The sequence below is a fragment of the Flavobacteriales bacterium genome, from assembly GCA_016124845.1.
In the GTDB taxonomy this organism is placed as follows: Bacteria; Bacteroidota; Bacteroidia; order UBA10329; family UBA10329; genus UBA10329.
In genome coordinates this window covers 75,065-98,554 of sequence record WGMW01000009.1, presented here as the reverse complement: position 1 = coordinate 98,554, position 23,490 = coordinate 75,065, and the positions used below count along the sequence as shown (strand labels likewise).

Annotated in this window: 18 protein-coding genes and 1 pseudogene; 14 read left to right on the top strand and 5 right to left on the bottom strand. The window is 49.0% G+C overall.

Going from position 1 to position 23,490, the window contains the following annotated elements; translation table 11 throughout:
- Window positions 1-35 precede the first annotated feature (35 nt).
- Entirely contained in the window at window positions 36-2,015 is a 1,980-nt protein-coding gene (locus GC178_04510; protein ID MBI1286821.1) for a mucoidy inhibitor MuiA family protein, read from the top strand.
- Between the two features lie 15 nt (window positions 2,016-2,030).
- Here the strand turns inward: GC178_04510 and GC178_04505 are convergent, their stop codons facing one another.
- Window positions 2,031-3,842: a hypothetical protein gene (locus GC178_04505; GenBank protein MBI1286820.1), complete on the bottom strand. Its 1,812-nt coding sequence runs from the start codon at window positions 3,840-3,842 to the stop codon at window positions 2,031-2,033.
- A complete protein-coding gene (locus GC178_04500; GenBank protein MBI1286819.1) occupies window positions 3,826-4,569 on the bottom strand; it encodes a response regulator in 744 nt (247 codons plus the stop codon). The genes GC178_04505 and GC178_04500 overlap by 17 nt, the downstream gene beginning before the upstream one ends.
- A 20-nt stretch (window positions 4,570-4,589) precedes the next feature.
- Between GC178_04500 and GC178_04495 the strand changes: the two genes are divergently transcribed.
- Genes GC178_04495 through GC178_04480 form a run of 4 tightly spaced genes read left to right on the top strand, consistent with a single transcriptional unit; the run spans window position 4,590 to window position 8,071 of the window.
- Window positions 4,590-4,988, top strand: a complete 399-nt coding sequence (locus GC178_04495) for a hypothetical protein (protein MBI1286818.1) — start codon at window positions 4,590-4,592, stop codon at window positions 4,986-4,988.
- A 3-nt stretch (window positions 4,989-4,991) separates the two neighbouring features.
- On the top strand, window positions 4,992-5,834 hold the full coding sequence (locus tag GC178_04490; protein MBI1286817.1) for a hypothetical protein: 843 nt from the start codon (window positions 4,992-4,994) through the stop codon (window positions 5,832-5,834).
- 9 nt (window positions 5,835-5,843) lie between these two features.
- Window positions 5,844-6,653 (top strand): hypothetical protein, encoded by an 810-nt coding sequence (locus GC178_04485; protein ID MBI1286816.1) that lies wholly within the window; start codon window positions 5,844-5,846, stop codon window positions 6,651-6,653.
- Between the two features lie 11 nt (window positions 6,654-6,664).
- Entirely contained in the window at window positions 6,665-8,071 is a 1,407-nt protein-coding gene (locus GC178_04480) for a hypothetical protein (protein MBI1286815.1), read from the top strand.
- 14 nt (window positions 8,072-8,085) lie between these two features.
- On the opposite strand, the gene GC178_04475 is transcribed toward GC178_04480, so the two are convergent.
- The 3 genes and pseudogenes from GC178_04475 to GC178_04465 all read right to left on the bottom strand — a co-directional run bounded on the left by GC178_04475 (window position 8,086) and on the right by GC178_04465 (window position 10,976).
- Window positions 8,086-9,099 (bottom strand): DUF1295 domain-containing protein, encoded by a 1,014-nt coding sequence (locus GC178_04475; protein ID MBI1286814.1) that lies wholly within the window; start codon window positions 9,097-9,099, stop codon window positions 8,086-8,088.
- A gap of 4 nt (window positions 9,100-9,103) precedes the next feature.
- Entirely contained in the window at window positions 9,104-10,468 is a 1,365-nt protein-coding gene (locus tag GC178_04470; GenBank protein MBI1286813.1) for a hypothetical protein, read from the bottom strand.
- Between the two features lie 367 nt (window positions 10,469-10,835).
- A pseudogene (locus GC178_04465) lies at window positions 10,836-10,976 on the bottom strand (xylanase).
- A 313-nt stretch (window positions 10,977-11,289) separates the two neighbouring features.
- Here GC178_04465 and kynU point away from each other — a divergent pair.
- From kynU to GC178_04420, 9 genes are all read left to right on the top strand, one after another.
- Window positions 11,290-12,552 carry a kynureninase gene (gene kynU, locus GC178_04460; GenBank protein MBI1286812.1) on the top strand — a complete coding sequence of 421 codons (1,263 nt, stop codon included), beginning with the start codon at window positions 11,290-11,292 and terminating at the stop codon, window positions 12,550-12,552.
- Window positions 12,553-12,644: 92 nt separating this feature from the next.
- On the top strand, window positions 12,645-13,241 hold the full coding sequence (locus tag GC178_04455) for a ribonuclease HII (GenBank protein MBI1286811.1): 597 nt from the start codon (window positions 12,645-12,647) through the stop codon (window positions 13,239-13,241).
- Window positions 13,242-13,250: 9 nt separating this feature from the next.
- Window positions 13,251-14,324 (top strand): alpha/beta fold hydrolase, encoded by a 1,074-nt coding sequence (locus GC178_04450; GenBank protein ID MBI1286810.1) that lies wholly within the window; start codon window positions 13,251-13,253, stop codon window positions 14,322-14,324.
- 12 nt (window positions 14,325-14,336) lie between these two features.
- Entirely contained in the window at window positions 14,337-17,768 is a 3,432-nt protein-coding gene (locus GC178_04445; protein MBI1286809.1) for a T9SS type A sorting domain-containing protein, read from the top strand.
- A gap of 24 nt (window positions 17,769-17,792) precedes the next feature.
- Window positions 17,793-18,551, top strand: a complete 759-nt coding sequence (gene dcm / locus GC178_04440) for a DNA (cytosine-5-)-methyltransferase (GenBank protein ID MBI1286808.1) — start codon at window positions 17,793-17,795, stop codon at window positions 18,549-18,551.
- A complete protein-coding gene (locus GC178_04435; GenBank protein ID MBI1286807.1) occupies window positions 18,541-18,951 on the top strand; it encodes a modification methylase in 411 nt (136 codons plus the stop codon). The genes dcm and GC178_04435 overlap by 11 nt, the downstream gene beginning before the upstream one ends.
- Window positions 18,944-19,906: a type II site-specific deoxyribonuclease gene (locus GC178_04430; protein MBI1286806.1), complete on the top strand. Its 963-nt coding sequence runs from the start codon at window positions 18,944-18,946 to the stop codon at window positions 19,904-19,906. Before GC178_04435 ends, GC178_04430 begins: the two co-directional genes overlap by 8 nt.
- A 110-nt stretch (window positions 19,907-20,016) precedes the next feature.
- Window positions 20,017-20,679, top strand: a complete 663-nt coding sequence (locus tag GC178_04425; GenBank protein MBI1286805.1) for an ATP-binding cassette domain-containing protein — start codon at window positions 20,017-20,019, stop codon at window positions 20,677-20,679.
- Between the two features lie 42 nt (window positions 20,680-20,721).
- A complete protein-coding gene (locus GC178_04420) occupies window positions 20,722-23,451 on the top strand; it encodes a DUF3352 domain-containing protein (protein MBI1286804.1) in 2,730 nt (909 codons plus the stop codon).
- Window positions 23,452-23,490 lie beyond the last annotated feature (39 nt).

The window sequence follows — 23,490 nt, the reverse complement described above, 5'->3', positions numbered from 1 at the left end:
ACATTGCGTAATCTGAACTGGTAAATCGAAGAACAATGAAAAATCCATTTGTCATTTTACTTGCCTGTGTGATTTTGGCCGCCACGGCCAGGGCGCAAGAACGGACTGAGGTCAAGGTAACTTCCAAAATCGAAAAGGTGACGGTTTACTTTAAGGGGGCGCAGATCGGTAGGAAAGGCGGATTCAGCGCCACGAAGGGAAACAAATATCTTTTCAGAATTGAGGGAATTGAGCCAGGAATCGTGCTCACATCGCTCCAGATAAAGTCTCCTGATGGCATTTCCATCAATCAGATCGGTAACGAAGTGAAATATACGGCACTCGAAAACCACGATAGTGAGATAGAGGCCATCAACAAGGAGCTTGAAAAGCTGAAATTCAATTTGGAGGATAAGAACGACCAGATCGCATTGATAAATGTTCAGCGTGCCATGTTGGATGAGAACAGGAACATCAGTTCCACCCAATCTGGAATGACGGTTGAGGCTTGGAAAAACGGAGTCGCTTATTATGAAGAGAAGACCAGCGAGCTGAAGTTGAAACAACGGAAATTGGAACGCGAGGCATTGGTCATTCAAACCGAAATACAGAGCGGAATGGACCGACTGGGTAAGATAACCGGCACGGCAAAGAAGCAGACCATCGATCTTCTGGTTGAAGCGACCTGCGAGAAAACCATCAGCAACGGTAATTTTCTGGTGAGTTACATTGTGCCCGATGCCACCTGGAAACCCAAATATGATCTGAAAATGAAAGGGTTGGATCGCCCGTTGGAATTGGATGTGAAGGCAGAGATCAATCAGTCGACCGGGTCTGATTGGAAGGACGTGGACCTGATTCTCACATCCGAAGATCCATTCACGAGTTCCGAAAAACCGGAATTGATCATGTGGGATCCGTTGAAAGGGTACCGTCCATCGGCCATCAGAAGAAGTACGGTTGCCCCGCAAACGGGAACGGGAAAACTATTCGGTTACATTAAGGACGGTTCCAGCTATGAGGCCATCCCGTTTGCCAATGTGCTTCTAAAGGATGGGGACGAAGTGGTTACGGCAGTATCAACTGATTTTGAAGGAAAGTACACCATGAATGATGTACCAGCGGGAACCAATTATACATTATATGTCAGCTGTGTCGGTTTCTCTCCTAAAGAGCGTGAGTACATCTCGGTCAGAGCAGATCAATCCGTTCAGGCCGATGTGGTTATGACCGCAAATGTGCAGCTTGAGCAAGTTATGATCACAACGGAAAAATCTAAGTTGGCAAGTAGGGGTAGGTATGCTGCTGTTCAAAGTAATGATGGTCAAATCGGTTCAATAAAGGGTTCCCGTGATGGAGCAACAAACACCTACATCGATAGCGTGAGGATCAGAGGCACGTACAACGCAGCAACCATTGCTCAAAAGACCACTCGAATTCAGTATGAGGTGAAGTCAACACGTTCGATACCTTCTGACAAGGAAAAACACACCGTGCAATTGGACGCGCTGGATATTGTGGCCAGTTTCAAACACTACAGCGCTCCTGTTGAATTGAACAAGGCGTTCCTCATCAGCAAAGTGGTGGGATGGGAAGAATACAATCTGCTGGACGGGCTGGTAGCGTTGCATGTTGATGGCACATACATTGGCGAGTCAACGCTGCACGCGGGAAGAGTGGCCGACACGCTGGTGCTATCGCTTGGAACGGATACGAAGGTGCTGGTAAACCGTACCAAACTCAAGGAGTTCTCGAAGAAAACGGTTTTGGGCGGGAAGAAAATTCAAGAGAGAAGCTACAAATTGAGTTTGAAGAACACACGTTCTGAGGCGATCAAAGCCATTGTCCAGGATCAGATCCCTGTTTCTTCTGACAAGGAAGTAGAGGTGGAATTGCTTGAAAGCGGCAACGCCAAACTCAACAAGGAAACGGGTGTTCTGGAATGGGAAGTGGAGATTCCCGCAGGGCAGACTTGGGAAACCACCTTCACGTTCAGCGTTAAGTACCCGAACGAAATGCGTGTTTACATCGATTGATGGAACAGTAGCGCATCAGCCGATCGGCACCGAAACCATAATGCTTGTGCCTTCGCCAACTGCGGAGGAAATGCTGAATTCGCCTTTCATTTGTTCGGCACGCAAACGCATGTTCTTGGTGCCAAGGCCAGCGGTGTTCTTTTTTGTTTGATCGAAGCCTGCTCCGTCATCCTCAACCGTCATCACCAGTTCGTTTTCGTGCTGAAAAAGTTGAACTTCCACCATCTTCGCCTTGGCGTGTTTGCGGATGTTCTGCAACGCTTCCTGTAAAATGCGGTAGAGTTGCAGGCCTGTTTCCTTAGGGACCGATTTCCGCATGTCGAAAACCTGCAGGTCGATCTGCATGCCACTTTTTCGGTGTTCCGAGACCAGCTCTTTCATCTTTTCCAAGAACGTCTGGTCATCCAACGAAACAGGATTCAGCTGATGCGAGATCCTGCGCACGCCATCCGCAATTTCGGCCAACTGCCCGCTCAATTCCTGGTCGGAACTTTCGGTCAGTTTCATTTTTAGTAGGGAAAGCCGCGAAGCAACATCATCATGCAATTCGTTGGCCACGCGCACCTTTTCCTCTTCCATGCCGCGCACAAATGATTGCATGGCGTGCTGCTGCAGGTGATTGATGTCGGCCAGCAGTTTCCTGCGGTCGTCACCGATCAACTTGGAACGGTAACTCAATCCAACAGCAAAGATCAGGATTTCGAACAGTGAACCGATGAAAATAGGCGGCAACGGCAGCCAGGTCAGTCGGATGGCCCCGTACTCTTCTGCGATCATGAGGAACGTTGCAAGCAGGTTCATGCCGAAGGCTGCGGTGTAAAACAAGACCGAGGTGCGGTCGGGTTTCCATGAACGGATAAGTGCCACGAAAAGCAGAATGGCCGTCAGCCCGATGAAGCCGTAGATCACATTGATAACGATGATGGTGTTGGCGGTGAACAGACCTGGAACGAGAATCCACCAAAGCACAATCCCGACAAGCGCGGCAATGATGAAATTGTAAATACGATTGACCCAAATGGCCACGGAACGGATAGGCAGGAACAGTTGCGTAAAGCGGATCTGCGAAATGACGATCAGCACGATCATGATCAATCGTAGGTAGTTGCTCCATTCAAACTGGTTTGGGAACAGGAACTGAAAGCCGTAGCCGACATGCGTAAACAGGTACAGGAACATGCTGAGAACATAGATCATGTACCACAGGTAAACGCCCGACCGCTGCACCAAAAAGATCAGCAACGAATAGAGGATGATGATGAGCAGCATGCCGAAGTAGAGGCCATAGACCATGTTCGACCGCGCTTCGTGCTGGAAAAACGCGTGGCTTTCCCAGAGCTTCAGCGGCACTGTGACCGAGGCATTCCGCTTGTCCACGAAAAGAAGAATGCGGTCTTCCAACGAATTGAACTGCACAGGAAACACGTTGCGTCTGTTCTGGTAAGTGCGTTCGGAAAACGGCATGCGGTCGCCACTTCTGCCCAGAAATGACAGCTTTCCATTGCTGATGCAATACGCCTGAATGTGGTCGATATGCGGATTGTCGATGTCCAGAAAATAGCTTTCCGATGTTGAGACATCCTTCGGCAGCGTAAGCAATATCCAGAAGTAATTCTCAGAAAAACCGAACGTGGTATTCTCAGAAATGAGAAGAGACGAATCGGAGAAAAGCTTCAGCGCATCTTCGGGACGAAGTTTTTCTGGCGTTTCCACCGAAATTGAGAACGGCACAAGATCGATTCCCTGTCCGAAACCTTTGGAACCTACCAGGAGCAGACACACCAAAAGGATGGACGGCCATCTATATCGATCAATCCAGCAACCCATGTTTCTGGCACAATAGAATGAGCTCTGGCTGTGTGCTTACCTGCAACTTGCGGTAAATGTTCTTCTTGTGGTTCTTTACGGTGTTCTCAGAAATGAAAAGATGACCAGCGATGTCGGCCACGGACGCTCCACCGATCAGCTCTTTGACGATCTTTTTCTCGGTTCGGGTGAGTTTCAGAATGGACGCAAATTCTCTGTCTGGGTCGAAATCCGTGTTGGCTTCGTCTCCCACAACATTTGAGACAAACTTCCCATCCTTCAGACCGCGGATCGATTCCAGCAGCGTTTCGCCATCCGTATCTTTTAGCATGTAGGCCGAAGCACCTGCTCTGCGAGCCTTATCGGCAAGGAGTCTGTCGTTGTAGCTGGTGAGCACGATCACTCTGGTTTCGGGAATGTTCGCTTGTACGAATTCCAGCACCTCAAAACCATCTCCTTTGGAGAGATTCAGGTCGAGAAGAACAACATCGGAAGTCCGTTCTTTGAGTTCGGAGATGGCATCAGCGGCAGCCGAATTTGAACCCACAAGTTCCATGTCATCGGCCATGTTTACCAATTGTTCCAGCGATTCTCGGAACAGGGGATGATCCTCACAGATGTAAACCTTTTTCAACCGAACTGTTTCAGATGGATGGTTCCAAAGATGCTCTTTTCGCAAGGAAATATGACCCGAAAGGGCCATTGTTTCGATAAGCAGGTCTTGAAAACTTGCGCTCTGCAAATGCATTGACAATTTAACAAACTACCATGCGAAGAGTATTTTCCATTCTATTTCTCTCAGCGTTGCTGATCGGCCAATCGGGATGCCTCAAAAAGAAAGACGTGCTGAAAGAGCACATGACGGGTTCTTGGGATGTCAACAACTATTGTGACGAATTCGGTACGATGATCTTCGATAACGATAACACGGGACAATTGCACGTGAATGAGGAATGCGAGGTCGGTTCCTCGTGTTTGAATGTGCTGCCGTTCGATTGGGCGGTGGATGAGAAGACGGGTCTGCTGACCGTGACATACGATCCCAGCGGTTCTGCGCTGATGGTATGCAGTTCCATACAGCAGACCGCGCCTCCGGCCGAATCCACCATTGTAAGCAAAGACACGCAGGTCATCATTTTCTATGGCTATTCATTCACCAAAAGATAAAGCATGAAACAGCTCTTTTTCCTTCTGGCGATTAATCTGATCGTTGGCAATGCCGCCTTTTCGCAGGATGTGATCTACATGCTCAATGGCGATGAGGTTGAGGCCAAACTCACCGAGATCTCGTCATCCGAACTCAAGTACAAGCGCATGGACAACTTGGATGGACCTGTGTTTGTGATCGAGCGCAACAAGGTTTTCAAAGTGAAGTATGCCAACGGACAGAGCGAGGTGATGACCAAACCGGGTGCTGCGCCAGCTGTTGCGGCTGCCCCGGCTTCGGCCCCGAGCTATTCCAATACCACTTCGTCAGCTGCTCCACCTACATCGAGCGGACCGTTCAACGCGGCCACGTTCAAAGCAGATGGCAACTATTTCAATAACCAACCCTATGTGCTCGATCAGGCAACGGGCAAGCTCATTCAGTTGGAAAAGGGAAAACCTGAGATCAAAACATCTACCGTGGCAGCGCCTTTCTACGCCAGCAGCAGTTCTTCTTGGATGATGCGTGGCGACCGTTCTACCGTTCGGCTCAGCTCCAATGGCGGATTCAATTTTGTGGTGAAGTTTGCGCCTGGTCTCGACCCGATGGATTACATACGTCTGGTGCGTTTCGACCTATTGGCGCGTGGAAGAAGGGATCCTGCCAAAGACCGTCACATGCCTTCCACCAAAACCACGGGTTCGTGGGGCGGTGCAAGTTCAGAACACGTTTCGGGCAACGACATCCAGTTCGATATAAAGCGATTGGATGATGGTGTGTACGAGATCATTCCAAAATCGGCATTGCCTCCGAATGAATACGGCTTTTACATCATGCACAAATTTTACGCCTTCGGCATCGACTAAATCATGAACATGAAAAACATCATCCTCTTTCTAAGCATTGCCATATTGAGTGTTTCGCAATCGTTGGCGCAAGACCGTTTGTTCTTTCTCAGTGGCGATGAAACCGATGTGAAGATCACCGAAGTGACCTCTTCCGAAGTGAAGTACAAGCGCATGGACAATCTGGAGGGTCCTACCTTCTCCACACTCAAATCGGAACTGTTTATGATCAAATATGCCAACGGAACCAAGGAAATGATCACCGCCTCTGCTGCTCCCGAACCCGCACAGCAGGAACAGCCCATCGCGCCAGCGGAAGAATACACCACGCAAGATGCGGGAACAACAGAGACCGCACCTTCCAGTTCGGGAGGTGGTTTGAGCAGCGGGGTTCAAGTGACCGATGAGCCAGTAGCCACCACACCGACCAACGTGGACAAATGGGGCAGGACCGAGGCGGAGAACCGCAGCCTTTACAAGAAGAAGATCATCAAAGGAGCTGTGGTATTGGGTGTCGGTGCCGTTCTGATAGTTCCTGGAGTCGTTCTATTTTCCAGAGGAGTGTATTACGATGACCTCAATACGACCTCGGTTGTTGATTACTCCGCTCAGGCAACTGCCTTTCGGGTGGCGGGTGCCATCTGTGTTGTCGGAGGAACGGCCATGTTGATAGCCGGTGCGGCCGTCATGGGTTCCTCGGCCAAATACAAGAAACGCGCAAACTTGCTGGCAAACGGAACGGCCAGATTGTCTCCCGTTCTGTTGAATGACACGCATTACAGCGGAGTGAACGTGAGATCGAACCCTGGTTTCGGGGTGAGCTTTTCGTATAATTTTTGAACCTTGCCCAAATGAATCGACTACGACTTTCCATGCTTGCCGTTGCGCTGCTCGTTTCTACCAATGGCTGCAAGAAGGATGAGACTCCGAATGGCAGCACACCGCCTCAGATAACGGTTTTCACCAACCAGACAGGAGAACCGAACGCAACGGCCAACGGTCTTCAGGCGGAAGTGATCGATTCGGATGCGGGAACCACGGTCGATTTCTACGGGACTTTCAATGCTGATGGCTCCCCGAAGGATGTGAGTAGCATTCGCGTAGCCCGAACTGCTTCCGACACGGTGGTCAATTTCATCCTCGACCCCGTCACCAAAAACTTTGACAGAGCGGTTTTTGAGGTGAACGGGGAGAGACTGAACCTTCTGGTCACATTCGATTTCCCTGCGGGGGATACGAGCATGATCTTGAATCATTACAACTATAATTGGAGCACGGGGGAAAGTGACCTGTACTATTCTGGAGAATGTTACCTGAGCATGGGAAATGCAGGAGCAGGCTCTGTTTATGTGGCGCAGAAACAAGCGCAATCGGATGGTTTTGTTGATGGATTGGTGAGTCTTGGAATTGGCGTTGGCGTGGCCGAAGTTGCCGTAGCCACGGGAGCAATTGTGGGAACGAGCATCGTAGGAACAGCTGTCGGTGCAGTAGCAGCAGCGGTTACGGCTGTTAGCGTGACCACGGTAGTTGCTGTTGCGGCAGTTGGTGCGACCATTGCTGCAATGTCATCTGCCAATGCCTCGGAGTTGGATCCGCAGAACGTTCCTGTACCCAACAATACCCCGAACAACAACACGACAAACCAAGTAGAACCGAATCCAGCACTTCCTCAAAATCCGTGTCTCACCAATCGAGTGTCGGTTACTGTTGGTGTCGATCCAGGTAATACGCTCGTGGCATTGGCGCAGGGAGGCACGTACGGTCCGTATGAGTTCTTCTGGAGTACAGGCCAAACAGGCACAGGAAACACATACAATAGCATTCAGGTAAGTGATGAAGGTACTTACGCAGTAACGGCTGTTGATAGCAACGGCTGTGCAGGAACGGGTTATGCAACCATTGGCGATATGACCGTGGTTGACAAACTGGTTCAATGGGGGCCTTGGCAGACCGATCTGCTCGATAGTGCTTCGTATTATGTGGTGATCGAATTCAGCACTACGGGCCAATGCATCTGCTATGCCAACTCGATCTATGATGATTCGGACCATGACGGGAATTTTGTGCTGTGGGATTCTGGACAGAACTGTAATGGAACCATGATTGAAAATGGGTACACGATCGGATTTTACGATTCATGTCCGTGGACGGGCGACCCTGCGCTGGCGGAAGATGCCAAACTTCACATCCTTACGCTGACGGAGAATTCGCTGATCATCTCAGATGCCGAGGATACGTATTACTGCACACCACAGTAATCCTTCTACAAGATTTAGATCAATCCTGGCACAAAACGCCATTTCACTTTCGCGCAATAGGCTCGGTAATCAGGGTCTTTGACGAGGTGGCGTTCTTCGGTAATGGCGCGGAAAAAATAGATCAGCGTCCAAAAGACCATTCCCAGAATTGCCCAAGGGTTATTGAAAATGGCAGGAATAAGCACGATCCACCAGAAGAGGTTCTTGCAGAAATACGCAGGGTGCCGAACAATGGCATACGCGCCTTTGGTCACAATTCCCCGATTGGTGAGATTGGAACATTTGGTGCCGAGTGAAACCGTGGCGGCCACATATCCCACAAGTAATGTCAAAAGGAGAATTCGAACGGCAAAGGTCAGTTCAGTAGACCCAAACCAAGCATAATCGTTGGTATGCCACGGAGCCCATTTGGCAACCGAATCGGTAAATGGCGGATAGCAGGCCAACGCCACCAGCCAACCGAAAAAAGTGGTGTCAACCGAACGGATTCTGTTCTTCAGCCAACGGGCCTCAAACAGATAACCGAAGGCGAAAAACGCGGTGTCGATCATAAAAATGGCGGCCAACGCCAAGCCGTAAAAATGGTCGTTGAAGAACTGCATGGAGAACCAATCCATTTCATGCGAAGCGAAGAAATTCAACTTGAATTGGATGGCGTTGAAATTCCCCACCACGAATTTGATCATGATGGGCGTGAAGAAGAACTTCACCAACGCGAACAGCAGATTCCGCTTGGCGGAGAAACCCAGTTTGAATCCCTTTTCGGGTTGCTGCACCATTGTTCGGAGGGAACTCCAAAGCTGTTTCAGCGATAGCCACAGTTTCAACCCATGGTTCAGTCGTTTCCGCTTTGCGAGAAAAAACGCTTCCACCAAGCTGATGACCGAAAGCAGAATGGCCAACACCAAGATGGTGTTCTTGGCATCGGCATTCAGAAAGTTGCTGTAATAGCCATTGAAAAAATAGAAGCAGGCGAAGCTCCAAATGAGCATGGCGTTGGCAAGCAGCCGAACAAGTATCTCACGCACGCGGTCAGTCTTTTACACAACGGCAACTTGCCGTTTCACCCGCCTGTTCAAAGCTTCCCTCCGTGTAATTACTGCCGTTAAGCAGCCACTGAGGAACCGCCTCCATATGCAACGTGCCCATATTGCCGGCATTTATGTCATCTATGAGGTGCCAATAACCGTGCAGCCCATCGCTTCCAACTCCGTAATCCGTAACCTGCGTTGCCGGATAAGCGGTAAAACCGGTGCTGTTTGTTCCATTATTATAATAGGTTCCCGTGCCACCGCCTATATCCTCTCCATACCAACCGCTTGTGGCCTTGAGTTTCGGTATGGCGATGTTCCACGAAACCGTTCCGACCGTGCCGTTATCTATATAGTCTATCAGCTCCTTGTATTCGGTGCGTGTGGGCACATGCCAACCGTTCGGACATATTCCTCTCGCATCGGTCATTACCTGTGCGGTGTAGAGCAGCCCATCTCTTGAGAGGTTGGATGCATCACAACCGGGATAGCACCAATAGGCGCCAGCGAAACCGGCCCACGCGTTCTCTCCAACAATATTACAGGGGCTTCCTTCGGGAATGGCCGAGCCATCTCTGAAGTGTTTCGTGCGGAGATTCGACTTCATCCAACATTGGTTTCCGATCTGAACCACCTGATACGTGTTGCCATCAATATCAGTAACAGATGAACCGCAGGAAACAGGCCCGCCCGAAGAACTGGAACTGGACGAACCACCGCTGGAACTACCACTTGAACTGCTTGAAGACCCCGTTGTTTGGCATGGGTCCAGACCACCAAGCGTGAACGTGGACTGATGGCCATTGGTTGACAGGACGAGAATTCCATCTACGGTGTTCAAACTTTGAACCGTGAATGTCCAATTATTGGAACCGGTAAGGTAAAGGTTAGACCCGGAGACCGACCAGTTTCCGTTCTGGTTGAACTGTAGTTCTCCGACCGGATTGTACTCTTTGAAAACGAAAAGTCCGTTGTCACACAGGTACAGAAACCAGTCATTGCCATCGATCGCGCCCGAAGGAGAGGTCCAAAAGCCGTTCAGATCCGAAATACTATAACCCCCGCCAGAGCTGGAAGAACTACTACCGCTGGATGAACTCGAACTACTTGAAGAGCTTCCGTCCAAGCAATCATTGTCAGACTTTTCCCGTGTTCCGCAGTCTGCGCAATCTGTCCCACAATCGCATAGCGATGTAAGCGAATTGGGACCGCCATCATCGCATTCGCCATCGTAGGCGTACTGACAGGTGTTGTTGCAGACTTCCTGTGTGGCGTTCTTATCCTTGAAACAACCTTGCAGCGTGATCAGGGAAATGCCCAACAGGGGAAGTACTATGGTTATTCTGAATGCTATTGATGTGTTCATATTAATTCCCTCCAGAAGGTCTGTAAACGGTAATGCTTTTGGTGTTTGATACAGGGGTGCTTCCCGACCAAAGTCTGAAGTCGATGTTTACATAGCTGGCATCATCAAACAAAAGGCAATCTCGTAATACGAAGCTGCTTGACGTTACATCAAATACATGGCCGCTTGATTGATTGATGGTGGTTCCATTACTGAATGCAAAAGTGCTGTGAACTTGAATATTGCTTGGGTCCAATGCACCAGATCCGCTATCTAAATCGTACATGACGGTAATCATTGCATCACTACCATTGACTGAACCGCCAGCGTCACAGTTGTTGACATTCGGAAAGTAATAGGAAGCACTGTTCATGTAGGCACCTGTGAACGCACCTCCTGAACTTGAACTTGATGAGCTTCCTCCCGAACTTGAACCGCTTGAGCTGGAGCTGGAAGACCCACCGCTGGAACTGCTCGAAGAGCTTCCTCCCGAACTTGAAGAACTACTGCTTGAGGAGCTTGAACCTGTTTCACACTCAATTTCTGTTCGGTTGCCGCAGTCAGAGCAGTCTGTTCCGCAATCGCATACTGAGTAACTGGAGTTGGGCCCGCCATCATCACACACGCCATCATAAGCGAACTGACAGGTATTATCACACTTCGGTTTATCCTTCTTGCTAAAAAGGCAACCAGACGAAAGAATGGCGACCGAAAAGGCCACTCCAAGAACGGAAAGGAAGGGGTTTGATCTCATGATTCAAAACTACCGACATGCAATGCGAGAGGAAATAGCCCTATCGGGTCATATTCGGGGCATTCACCTAAATAGCGACATTTGCCGCATGCAGTTCGAAAATTCAAAAAGCTTTGCGCAGCAGCTGGATGCGGAAGACCCGCTGAAGGAATACCGCAACCGTTTTCATCATCCGAAACTGAACGGAAAGGCGGCCACCTATTTCTGTGGCAATTCGTTGGGTTTGGAACCGAAAACCGCTAAGGATTTCGTTAATCAGGAGTTGGATGATTGGGCCGAGTTTGCCGTAGAAGGACACTTCCACGCCAAAACGCCATGGTTCAGTTACCAGGATATTTTTCCAGAACAATTGAGCAAACTGGTCGGTGCGCAACCCAAAGAAGTAACTGTGATGAACGGTCTGACGGTGAACCTTCATCTGTTGATGGTCTCATTTTACGTTCCGAGAGGCAAGCGCTACAAGATCATCTGCGAAGCGAAAGCATTTCCGAGCGATCAGTACGCATTGGAAAGTCAGGTGAGATTCCATGGTTATGAGCCTGAAGAAGCCATTATTGAGATCGCTCCGCGCGATGGTGAAGACCTTATCCGCGAAGAAGATATTCTGAAGGCCATTGACGAAACGGGCGATGAGTTGGCGTTGGTCATGTTCGGTGGTGTGAACTACTACACGGGACAGGTTTTCGATATGAAAACGATAACCGAAGCAGGGCATAAGGTCGGTGCTGTTGTTGGATTCGACTTAGCCCACGGTGCTGGAAATATTCCATTGCAACTGCACGATTGGGATGTGGATTTTGCCTGTTGGTGTAGTTACAAATACTTGAATTCTGGGCCAGGAAATGTTTCTGGGGTTTTCGTTCACGAGCGGCATTGCAACAACCCAAAACTTTATCGCTTTGCAGGTTGGTGGGGAAATGATCCTGATTCGCGTTTTAGAATGGAACCGGGTTTTGTTCCGGCCGAAGGGGCCAGAGGTTGGCAGTTGAGTAACGTTCCAGTTTTTGGAATGGCGGTACACAAAGCTGCGCTTGATGTTCATGCAGAAGTGGGCATGGAGAAGCTGCGCGGAAAGAGTTTGAAACTCACAGGTTATCTGGAATTTCTGATAGATGAATTGAACTCGGAAGATGTTCGCATCATTACGCCAAGAAACCCTGACCAGCGCGGTTGTCAGCTTTCACTTTATGTCGATCGCGAAGCAAAAAAATTACACCAAGCTCTTTTGGATGAAGGCATCATTACCGATTACCGCGAACCGAATGTGATCCGCTTGGCGCCCGTTCCGCTCTACAATTCGTTTGAAGATGTTTGGACGTTTGCGGATGTTCTAAGAAGGCACTTATGTTAACCGCAGAGGCGCAAAGTTTTCGCAAAGGACACAAAGAACTATTTTTAATCTCAGCGCACTTTGCGCCTTCTCCGCGTCTTTGCGGTTAAATCATGCTAATTAACTCCTATCAAACCGAACTCCTCGAAGCAGGCTGCGATGAAGCAGGCCGCGGCTGTTTGGCAGGACCTGTGGTTGCCGCTGCCGTCATCCTCGACCCCAAAAACCCGATTGAAGGTTTGGATGACAGCAAGAAGATCACCGAAGCAAAACGAGAGTTGCTCAGACCCGAAGTGGAGGCCAAAGCTTTGGCCTGGGCGGTCGGAATCGTTTCCAATGAAGAGATCGATCAGATAAACATTCTGAAAGGAAGTTTCGTGGCGATGCATCGCGCATTGGATCAACTCAAGACCAAAGCTGAGTTCATTGTGGTGGATGGCAACCGGTTCATTCCGTACAAGGATGTTCGGCACGAGTGCATTGTAAAAGGCGATGGCAAGTACATGAACATCGCGGCAGCATCTATTCTGGCCAAAACACACCGTGATGAGATCATGCGAAAGCTGCACGATCAATACTCACATTTCGGTTGGAATCGGAACAAAGGTTATCCGACCAAGGAACACCGTTTGGCCATTCGCCAGCACGGCCCAACGGAATGGCACCGCATGAGTTTTCAGTTGCTGCAACCTGAACTGCCGTTCCATTAAATTTGACAGATGCTTAAACGAATACTTATCGGGTTGCTCATCCTTGTTCTTGCTGCGGTGAGTTTCGGTTATGCCTATATCCAGCTGAGCGCACGGGAATTCTCTGATGAGGAAACCGCAGCAATAAAAGCCGCGGTCAATGCTCCACTTCAAGAGTTGGTTGGTGAGGCCGGTTATGCCATGAATGATGGTGTGAAGATCTGGTATGACGTTCATCGACCTCAGGACACCATAAAAGGAAGTGTGCTGTTGATCATGGGCCTTTCGGCCGATGCACTGGTGTGGCCCGATTTCTTCTATCAGCCGTTTGTGGACAGCGGTTACCAGGTCATCCGATTTGACAACCGTGGCGTTGGAAACAGCGATTGGAATGCCTTCGATCCAGAAAATCCGTACACGCTGAGCGATATGGCCAATGATGCCATTGCGGTTTTGGATACGCTCAAAATTGAGAAAGCGCACGTGGTCGGTGCATCCATGGGCGGGATGATCGGTCAGACGCTCTGCACTGAGCATCCTGAGCGAGCACAAAGTCTCACTTCAATCATGTCAACCGCTTGGGCGGATGATCCCGAAATGCCAGCCATTGACCTCAACGTTTTCAAGCAGATCGGCATCAACACCATCAAGTACGGACTGAGCGGAGATGTGGTGGATGCCGTTAAGTTGAGAATTGCCATCAGGTCGCTATTGATGGGTTCGGAGAAATACGATCTGGACATAAACGGAATTGCACAGCTTACCAGATATGATATTGAAAAACGAAGCGGTTATAATCAGCAATCGGGGCTTCAGCAGACCAAGGCCATTGAGGTTTCGGGTTCGCGAGAGGAAGCCTTGAAACAACTGCAAACGCCAACCTTGGTCATCCACGGAAAAACCGATCCACTCATTCCATTTGCGCATGGCGAAAAAACAGCCAAACTCATCCCACATGCAGAAACACTTTGGATAGACGGCATGGGCCACACGCTTCCAAGAATGTATGCCGATACCATGGTTGTGCGAATGACTGCACTGATGGCAAACGCTGGCAACTCCGCAGAACTGTCTGCCGCAGACACATCTGCCGTGATGCCCTGATTAGATTTGAGCATGAAGAAACTCTTACCTGCCTTTTTTCTGCTGCTTGCCCTCAGCGGTTTTGCGCAGAAAATGTACCGTCCATCAGACTATGAAATTTCCAAAGCACCTGCTTGGGCGCAGATGATGTACGCGGAAAACCCGAATGTTTTTGCGGTCGATAAGGCATATCGGGAATACTATCGCGAACACGAATTTGAGAAGAGCTACCACACGCAGTTCTACAAACGGTGGAGGCGCTCGGTAGATGATTTCATTGACATACATGGCTTTGTGGACATGCCAACCGAACAGGATTTCCTTCGAGAACACCAAGAAATGGCGGCAAGTGTCGGTTCCGGCCGTGCAGGAAACTGGTCGCTGGTGGGGCCGTTGGTGGCCTACAATACAAATGGCAATCCTGTTTCGCAGCAATCGAACATTTATTCCATTGACCAAGCTCCATCAAACACTAATGTGCTGTATTGTGGATCGGAGACGGGCGAATGCTACCGCAGCAACGATGGCGGCAACAACTGGTTCAACGTCAGTTTGAATGACCCGTTGGACGGAGCTGTCCGCGCCATCGACATTCATCCCACCGACCCGAACACAGTTTACATCGGTTCAGGCAGCTACATTTTCAAATCGACCGATGGCGGTGCCACATGGAATCAGTCGCTTTACACGTGGCAGCTCAACGCCAACGAGATCCTCATCATTCCATCCAACCCGAATGTGGTGCTTGCCGCCACCGATCAAGGCGTTTTCAGAACTACCGATGGTGGACAAAACTGGTCGCAATTGTACTCCGAAAGAGCGTTTGACCTGAAGTGTAACACCAGCAACGACAATATGGTGTATCTGCTCAAACACAGCGATGCGCTCAACATTTGCCAGTTCCTGCGCTCTACCGATGCGGGTGCGAATTTCGCGGTGCAATCCAGCGGTTGGTTCTCCTCTACCGATCCCGACAGGAATGATGGTGGCGGCCGCTTGGCGGTGACCGATGCCAACCCCAACCGCGTTTACGCTTACCTGATCGGGGAGGCCAAGGCTGGCGACACAGGTTATATCGGGGTTTGGAAAAGCACGGATGGCGGAACTTCATGGACGCTGCCGAATGGTCCTGCGGGTGGTCCGTATGATGCGAATCACATGAATTTGGCCATCGGCACGGTGAACTGGCAATACCATCAAGGTTATTACAATTGTGCGCTGATGGCCTCGAACACCGATGCAGATCAGATCCGTTTGGGAGGTTTGAATCTCTACGGTTCGGATGATGGCGGAGCCACGTTTTACGCCTTGGCGGGATATGTGGGCGGTCCGTACAACATGCATGTGGATATGCAGGATTTCCGAGCCATTGGCAACACCACGTGGATCACCTGCGATGGCGGCATCTACCGCTCGACCGATTTCTTCAACTCCGCCAATTTTGAACCAAGAATGTACGGCATCAGCAGTGCAGATTATTGGGGTTTCGGTAGCGGCTGGAACGAGGATGTGCTGATCGGTGGCCTCTATCACAACGGCAATCTTTCGTATTACGAGAATTATGGCGAGGGAAATTTCCTACAGCTTGGCGGTGGCGAACCTGCCAGCGGCTACGTGAACCAAGGCGAAAATCGAAGAGTCTATTCATCCGACATCAACGGAAAGATCATGCCTGAGAACATTGGAGAAACCGTAGAGAATGTCGGTTTCGGCATCGACCCGAACGAGAGTTATTCGGTGGTGCAATCTTCCGAAATGGAATTCGACCCGCGCTGCTATTCCATTGCCTACACGGGCAAGGACCATCAGCTTTGGCGAACGGACGATAAAGGCACAACGTTTGAACTCTTCGCGGAGTTCGGTTCGGATGCAGACAATCAGGTCACTTACATCGAGCAATCGTGGTCCGACCCAAATGTGATGTACGTGTGCCAGCAGAACGTGAATCCATCATCAAGCGGAACGCTTTGGAAAACCACCGATGGCGGCCAGAACTGGAATACGGTCACGCTGCCATCGGTAAGCAACAGCCGGAAAATGCTGATCCAGGTGGACCCCACCGATCCTGAAAAAGTCTGGATCGCGTTTGCCAGCACGGGAAACGGACAGCGCGTTTACAGATCGGTCAACGGTGGCGGCAGTTGGACGAATCTGACCACTTCGACCCTCGATGGCCAAGCTCCACGGTCGTTGAACCTGATCGGTGGCACGGATGGCGGCATCTACCTCTCCACCAACAAGACCATTTTCTATCGCAACAATTCCATGAACGATTGGGTGGATTTCGGTGATGGACTTCCCGTTGTGACCAACACGTGCATTGCGCGACCGTTTTACCGCGATGGGAAAATGCGCATTGCGTCTTACGGAAAAGGCATCTGGGAAAGCAATTTCTACGAAGCGCAATCAAATCCGATCGCGCAAGTGATGGTGGACAAACTCCAAACCACACAGCATTGCGAAGCAGACACGTTCCACTACGTGTGCCATTCCATGCTCAATCACGACAACGCCACGTGGGAATGGACCTTTCAGGGCGGAACGCCATCCACGGCAAACACGTGGAATGCGGATGTGACTTACGATTCGCCCGGAACGCATTTGACGATTTTGAAAGTGACCGAAAGCGATGGCGATTTCAGCATCGATTCGCTCTACATCACCATTGACGCCTACCAGCCGCTGAGCGATCTGCAGGAAGGTTTCGAGATGGTTTTTCCTCCGAACGGATTCGAGATCAAGAACTCGGACGAGAACATTACGTGGGAATTGCAGGACACGGTCGGTGGCTTTGATGCGAGCGACCAATGCATGTACATCCGTGGGTATGATTACAACGCTGCTGGACAGATTGATGACGCTGTGGTGAGCGTTGACATGACCTATTTGCAGGATGCCTGGCTGACCTTTGATGTGGCCTACGCCCGCTGGGGTGGCGGCTATTCCGATTCGTTGGAAGTGCTTGTTTCCACCGATTGCGGAGCGAATTATCAGAGTCTCTATTTCAAGGGCGGAACCGACATTGCCACGGCTCCCGACAACTCAAGCGATGTGTTTGTTCCAGCGGCCAACGAATGGCGCACCGATAGCATTGACCTAAGCAGTTTTATGGGAAATGAGGATGTGATGATCGTTTTCCGTTTCCATTGTGGATGGGGACAGAACATGTATCTCGATAACATCAATATTGACGCGGTGAATGTGGTGGCGGTGGAAGAACCTGAGGAAGAAACGATCCTTTCGCTCTACCCGAATCCTGTGGCCGAAAACGGAACGGTTCATCTGTATTCGAACCTGAACGAAATGATCATGGTAGATGTGTATTCGATGGACGGTAAACGCATTTACCACCAGCAACACAACCCGATCGCAGACATTTCCATTTCGAACCTGGCGGCAGGCACGTACATCTCCATGCTCTCATCGAGCAAACGCATTAAAAAAGAGGTATTGGTGGTGCGATAGAACTGAAAATCGGTTATTTGTTAAATGAAGAAGTCCAAGAAGCAAAATCAGGTTATTAGCCTATTCAGCGGTGCAGGTGGTATGGACATCGGATTTGAAATGGCTGGTTTTAAAACAGCAGTTGCTGTTGAATATGACAAATCCTGTTGTGAAACGCTGAAGGCCAACAAGCCTGATTTACCGATCATTCAAGGAGATTTAGCGGAAATTTCGACAGAAGAAATTCTAAACGCGGCCAATTTGAAACCAACTCAAGCGGCTTTGGTTATTGGCGGTCCACCATGTCAATCTTTCAGTTTAGCGGGAAAACGGATGGGTATGAATGACCCAAGAGGAATGTTGGTACTTCAGTTCATAAGAGTTGTGCGTGAGAGTTTACCCGTAGCTTTTGTTATGGAGAATGTAAAAGGCATGGTGAACTGGGAAGGTGGGAAAGCTATCGAGGCCATTATGAATGAAATTTCTGAGCCAATCATATTTGAAGGTAAAAAGTACGAGTACAAAGTGACCAAATCCGTTCTCAATGCTGCGGATTATGGAGTTTCACAATTTCGGGAGAGAGTTTTTATAGTTGGCAATCGGATAAATAGAAAGTTTGAATTTCCATTACCAACACACACGGATGGAGAGAATGTAGCCCTTGACCTGTTCGGACAAAAATTGGAAAAGCACCGTTCGGTATGGGATGCCATTGGCGATTTACCTGTCGCAGATGAGCCTTCTGAAACTGCATTAAGAGTATCTGAAACCATCAAGGAAAGAATTAAGAATCATGGCTACTAAGATTAAGAATCATCAAAAAACAGCACATTCTCCTTCAACGATGGAGAAGATTGAAATGGTGCCGATTGGCGGAAAGCTTTCTGACATTCTTCAAACATTTGGTTCTACCTACAGACGACTTGACCCCGACAAACCTTCTCCTACTGTCACAAGAAGCGGATATAGGGATTTTATTCACCCATACGAAAACCGAATGCTTACTGTGCGTGAATTGGCCTGTTTACAATCGTTCCCCGAAGACTGGGAGTTTACAGGTACAAGATTAGATTCTTACAGTAGTAAACGAGAAGTTTCAATGACTCAATTTGGACAGGTTGGAAATGCGGTTCCGCCCGTTTTAGCATGTGCATTGGCTAATTCAATAATGGAGCAACTCTTTGAAAACGAATCAGATGAATAATGCATTTGTAAAGAAGGCTTCTGACCTTGTAAATACACATGAGTCAACCAGAAGTGGTTTTTTGGAATACGCCTTGAGAAAGAGTAAGGAGTCTATTCCATACATCGACAAAGCAAAGGCTCTGAAGTTGATATTGGAACAAAAAACCAAACAACCAAGGGACATCCTGAATATGGATGAAATACAGAGTAGCTGTTATGAGGCCGCTGGTGTTTCTGTCAAAGCAAACAACTATTTGACATCGAATGACTTAAAGGGCATTCTTGAAGAATTTATCAAGGAGTTTCTTGAACCTGCTGGATCGAAATACATTGATGAACTTATTTACCGGTATTTGCTTACCTCTGGAGATGCTCTCGGTGGTAGAATGAGAAACTTGGTAGGTTCAATTGCAAACGAAAAACTTACGAGAAATATCGTTTCTCAATTAAAAGTGCTTGGCCTTCCGTTTGAATTCTATGACAAACAATCAAAACTCTGGTTGGCATCAAATAAGTACACAATTGACCAAGTTCCCGATATAAGAGCCATTAGATGGGTTTTGAAGTCAGGTAAGAAACGCCAACTCATATATAATTTGACCGTACCGATTGTAAAGAAGAACATTGACTTAGTAATTCTCAATAAACACTCGGAGGAAATTAGTGGTAGTTCCTTTAAGTCAATCATTGAAAACGCCAAGAGCTACGTCATGCTCGGAGAGCTTAAAGGTGGTATTGATCCCGCAGGAGCAGACGAACATTGGAAAACAGCAAATACTGCCCTGACACGTGTTAGAGATGGATTCAAGAAGAACCGAATTGATATTCCTCTGGTATTCATCGGTGCGGCAATTGAAACAAGTATGTCCCGTGAAATCTTCGCACAGTATTCCGATGGAAGAATTGCCAATTGTGCTAATCTGACGGTAGACAATCAACTTTTGTCACTATGTAACTGGATAGTGTCAAAATAATGTGGCTGCACTTGGCAACCGCTCTTCTCCCCACTCATTAAAAACCACCTGTTAGCAGTTCGTTAGTGTAATTACTATTTAGCATGAAGTCTCGCCTATCTTCGCACGTGATGATAAAGGCGGAGAACATTCACAAGCGTTATGGCGAACTGGAAGTGCTGAAAGGCGTGAGCCTCGAAATTGCTGAAGGGGAAATTGTGAGTATTGTGGGTGCTTCGGGTGCTGGAAAGTCCACGCTGCTGCACATCATCGGCACGCTGGATAAAGCAGATTCCGGTTCTGTTTCCATCAACAACATCGAAACAGGCAAACTTAAAGACAAAAAGCTGTCTGATTTCCGCAATCGCGCCATTGGGTTCGTGTTCCAGTTCCATCATCTGTTGCCAGAATTTACTGCGCTGGAGAATGTGTGCATTCCTGCTTTCATTGCAGGGAAAAGCGAGGCAGAAGCGCAGGCAAAAGCCAAGGAACTGCTCGGCTTTCTCGGTCTGGCCGACCGTGCGGACCACAAGCCATCGCAACTTTCTGGTGGCGAACAGCAGCGTGTGGCGGTGGCACGGGCGTTGGTCAACCAACCAGCAGTTGTGCTGGCGGATGAACCTTCAGGAAACCTCGACAGCCAATCTGCCAAAGAACTGCACCAACTGTTCTTTGATCTGCGTGACAAATTCAATCAGACGTTTGTCATCGTAACGCATAATGAGGAACTGGCCGACATGGCCGACCGCAAACTGGAAATGAAGGATGGACAGATCGTTCAGGCCGAATACTAACTTTGCCTTGATCACGTACCTTTTTCTAAACGACCCCATTCTGTGAAAAAGCTTCTGATAGCCTTGGCCGTTCTGGCGATTCTCCTTGCGGGAGGTGGTATCTATTGGAAGTCGCTGCAACAGCCCGAAGTGGATTCCGATCCGGTGGATGCGATTCCAACTTCTGCTTCGCTGATCATGGCCTATCCGAACCTGACGGCAACGTGGTCGGCTTTCCAAGAGCGTGATTACAGCAGGGTTTTGCATGAAATTGATGAGCTGACCGTTTTTCTGGCCCGTAATGCGCGGCTCGATTCGTTGCTTACCAAAGACGCAGAACTGAAAGAAGCGTTGAAGGGCGCGATGGTCTGGCGGTCGTATCATGCCACTGAGGCCGATTCGTTGCAGGTTTTTCAGGTCATTAAGGTGCGATCGGGTTTTGGTGCCCGTGCGTTGGAAGCGTGGAAAAAGAGTTTCGGAAGCGATGCAGGAGCCATTACGGAAGAGAAGAACGGAGAAACCTCGATTTTCAAAGTGGTCACTTCGCACCCTTACTCAATTTCATTCTTTACGCTGAAAAACGGACTGTTGCTTTCCAGTTCTTCCGCCAGTTTGCTGAAACAGTCGTTGAGCCAATTGGCAGGAGGCCAAAACCTGAGCAACGATGCCAATTTCCGCTCTGCGCTGGAAACAGCTGGGAAGAACGTGGACGCCAACCTGTATGTGAACTACGGAAACCTGCCCAAGTATTTGGCGGGTGCGCTAAAGCCTGGGCTTCAGTCGTTGAACCGAACGATGGTGGAGTTTGCTGATTGGAGCGAATTTGATGTGAACATGAAATCGGAGGGTTTTACACTCAATGGTTTCACGTATGTGAATGATTCGCTGCCGCAGTTTCTGTCGCTTTTCCTGGATCAGAAACCGCAGAGCATGCAGTTTGCAGAATTCATTCCGTCCAATACGGCTTCGTTCGTTTTTTACGGAATTGAAGATGTCATTGCGTTTTCGAGCGGCTACCGCGAATTGCTGAGCAAACAGGGCGATCTGAGCAAAATGGAAGCTGAATTGGACAGCGCGAATCAGCTCTTGGGGGTTGATCTGGAGCAGAATCTGCTGGCCTGGATGGGTAACAGTTTCGGTATGTGCATCACTCGGCCGACAAGCCCATCGTTTGCTGATAACGGTTATCTGGTTTTCGAGACCCGCTCGGAAGAGTTGGCCGAAAAGCTGCTTTCCGATCTTGCGGATGAACTGGACGCAAAACACGAAAAGGAACTGGAATCCGAAGAGGTGAATGGAACGCAGATCCGACATTTGAGATTGGATGGGATTCTTGGAGTTCTGTTTGGCGAAACGCTGAAGGAATACGACAATCCGTTCTATGCCATTTACAAAGGGTGTGTCGTGTTCGGAACTTCGTCAGAATCGGTGGCCGATTACATCGAACATTTACAGGCGGACCGCACGCTGGGCAAGGATCTTTCCTTCTCGCGGTTTGTGGAGAATCTGGGCTCTGCCTTCAACATGTTCAGTTACAATCACATCCCAAGTTCGGAGAAGATCTTTGAATCTTACCTGAATCATGATGCTGTCAGTATGCTGGAAAGCAACCGTGAACACATCAATAAATTCGAGGCCATCGGCACGCAGTTTTCTTCCACAGGTCAATCTTTTTACTCCAATACGTTTATCAAATACAACCCTTCTTCCAAAGCGCAGAAAGAATCGCATTGGTTGGCGCAGATGGATGCAGCACCGATCATTCCGCCCGTTTTCGTGACAAACCACATCAGTGGCGAACCCGAAATTCTTGTGCAAGACGAAACCAATAATGTTTATCTGTTCAATCAGCTGGGGCAGGAGCTTTTCAAAGCGGAGATAAAAGAGCCGATCTTGAGCCGTCCCGTTCAGGTGGACGCATTCAAAAATGGCAAGCTCCAATACCTTTTCAATACCAAGAATTTCATCTATCTCATTGATAGAGAAGGAAATCTGGTGGATGGTTATCCGATAGAATTGAACTCACCTGCCGAAACCGATCTGGTGGTTTTCGATTACGATAAGGACAAGGATTACCGCATGCTGATCACGTGCAAGAACAACCACATCTACAACTACGACATCAAAGGCAAGAAGGTGAGCGGCTGGCACCACAACCGCGCTTCGGATCCCACCATTCATCCGTTCAAGCGGCTGCTTGTTTCGGGCAAAGATTATATCATAACGGGCGAAAGCAACGGCAAGATCCATCTGCTTGACCGCAGAGGCAAGAACCGTGTGACGGTGGAAAAACGCATACCGAGTTCAAAGAACAACCACTTGCAGGTTTTCAGGTCCTCAGAAACTGCGTTCACGGGTGTTTACATTACGGATGAGACAGGGAAGATCTTCCGGGTGGCACTTGATGGTGACGTACAACCGATGGAACTTGGAAAGTTCAGTCCGGAACATCATTTTCTGGTGACCGACCTCGACAAGGACGGTGGTCCGGAGTTCATTTTCTTCGACCTGAACTTGTTGCAGGTCTTCAGTTACAAGAAGGAAAAGCTGTTTGAGGTGCGTATTGAACCGAACGCATCTGCACCTTTCCTTGTCGATCTGGTTGAAGAAACCGGTATCGGTTTCAGTTATCCCGATTCGCAGCAATTGGTGCTTTTCAATTCCAAAGGAGAAATGGTGAGCGGATTTCCCGTTTCGGGAATGTCAGAATTCGATCTTCTGCTTACTGGAGACCACATGCTTCTTGTTACTGCCGCACCCGAAGGTGGACTGCTCATTCAGAACATTCGCTAAGGTTTAAGTTCCTATTTTCGCAACGTACGCGACAAATTA